Origin of the sequence: Streptomyces sp. NPDC059456 (assembly GCF_042750055.1) — a bacterium.
GTDB lineage: Bacteria > Actinomycetota > Actinomycetes > Streptomycetales > Streptomycetaceae > Streptomyces.
The window spans coordinates 1-1,521 of the sequence record NZ_JBHYVA010001087.1 but is presented as its reverse complement, the minus strand read 5'-3'; the positions used below and the strand labels follow the sequence as shown (position 1 = coordinate 1,521).

Annotated in this window: 1 protein-coding gene and 1 pseudogene; both read right to left on the bottom strand. The window is 80.5% G+C overall.

The window, feature by feature from the left end:
- Positions 1-200: pseudogene (locus ACFXA3_RS42370) on the bottom strand (type VII secretion-associated serine protease mycosin); the annotation flags it as partial.
- Positions 197-970 carry a hypothetical protein gene (locus ACFXA3_RS42365; protein WP_385196842.1) on the bottom strand — a complete coding sequence of 258 codons (774 nt, stop codon included), beginning with the start codon at positions 968-970 and terminating at the stop codon, positions 197-199. The pseudogene ACFXA3_RS42370 and the gene ACFXA3_RS42365, both read right to left, overlap by 4 nt.
- Positions 971-1,521 lie beyond the last annotated feature (551 nt).

Here is a 1,521-nt window from a genome sequence, read left to right as displayed (position 1 = left end):
GGGTGGGTGGCGTCGACCCCGGTGTCGAGGACGGCGACGGTGACCCCCTCGCCCTGGGTGATCCCCCAGGCCTCCTCGGCGCGCAGGGCCGTCAGGCCCCACTGGCGGTCGCGGATGGCGTCGGCGGCGGCCGGGGGCGCGGTGGCCCCGACGAGCAGGGCGCCGAGGGCGAAGGCCGCGGCGGCCCGGAGCCGGCTCACCGGGTCCCGGACGGGGCGGGCGGCGCGGCGAGGGCGCGTACGGTGCGCTCGGTCCGGTCGGCGACGGCCTTGGCCTCGTGGCCGAGGCCCGCCTGGGCGACGGCTCCGGTGGCGTCCGCCCGCATCGCGTCCTCGGCGGGGCGGGGGGCGTCCAGGGTGCGGCCGTCGGTGAAGGCGGAGACGGCGTAGACCACGACGGGGGCCTCGGCCGGCACGGACGCGGTCCACGCGGCGCGCTGGCTGTCGGCGAAGCCGTAGCCGGGCGGGGCGGGCAGGCGTCCGCGCAGGGCCGCCATCGCCGGGGCGTCGGCGGCGGTGAAGACCAGGCCGACGGTGACGAGGGAGCTGCGGGTGGCGTCGGTGTAGGTGGCGCGCAGGACCCGGGTGCAGCCGGTGGCGGCGAGGGCCGCCTGCCAGTCCGCGGCGAGCGCGGGTCCGCAGTCGGCGTCGGGGGCGAGGGCGACCCGGGTCCACGTGCGGTCGGCTCCGCCCGGGCCGGCGCCGGCGCCGTTCAGGACGGGCGGGAACAGCGTGTCGACGGGGGTCGCGCGCCAGAGCGAGGCGGCTTTGCGGTAGGCGGCGTCCGCGGCCAAGGGGTGGTGGGCGGCGCGCTGTTCGACCCAGCCGCTGATGCCGGCTCCGCCGACCAGCCCCACTCCGAGCAGGGCGCACAGCGCGGCGGCGAGGGCCCTGCGGGCCGGTACGGATCCGGGCGCGGGCGCAGGCGCAGGCGCGGCCAGGACCGCGGTCTGCGGTGTGGACGTGGTCATCCGGCGGCTCCGCCCCCCGTTCCGTACGGCTGCCTGCCCGTACTCTACGCGCCGCCGCACCCCGCCCCGGAGCCGCTGCCCGCCCCCTCCGGATCAACCGCGGCCGCGGCGGAACCGGGCCGCCGCCGACCGCGGGCGGTCCCCGCCCCTGCCGTTGCCGAGCCCGGTCCCCCGACCCGCTCGGGCACATCACCCACCGGGTCCGCGCCGCCGCCCGGCCCGGCATCACGACCCCGCCGGGCCTACCGGGCCCACCAGGGGTCCGGGGCCGCGCCCGGCGCGTTCCGTGACCACACCCACCGGGTCCGCGGCGGCGCCCGGCCCGGCATCGGCCGTCGAGCCTTCCGGCCCCAGAGGGGGCCGGGGCGGGACCCAGCGGGCCCGGGACGGCACCCGGCGCGTTCCGGGACCGAGCCCGGCTCAACGTCCCTGCACCGTTGGGGCCTTCCCGTCCCTGCGAGGCCCCAGGTCAGCCCCCTGTGCCGCCCGGCACAACACCGGCGCACTCGGAAGCCGCTCCCAGCGGAGCACCGGGCACTACCCGCCGCACA

Excerpts from the sequence above, each read along its gene's own strand:
- ACFXA3_RS42365 (WP_385196842.1), bottom strand. The coding sequence starts at position 970 with ATGACCACGTCCACACCGCAGACCGCGGTCCTGGCCGCGCCTGCGCCT.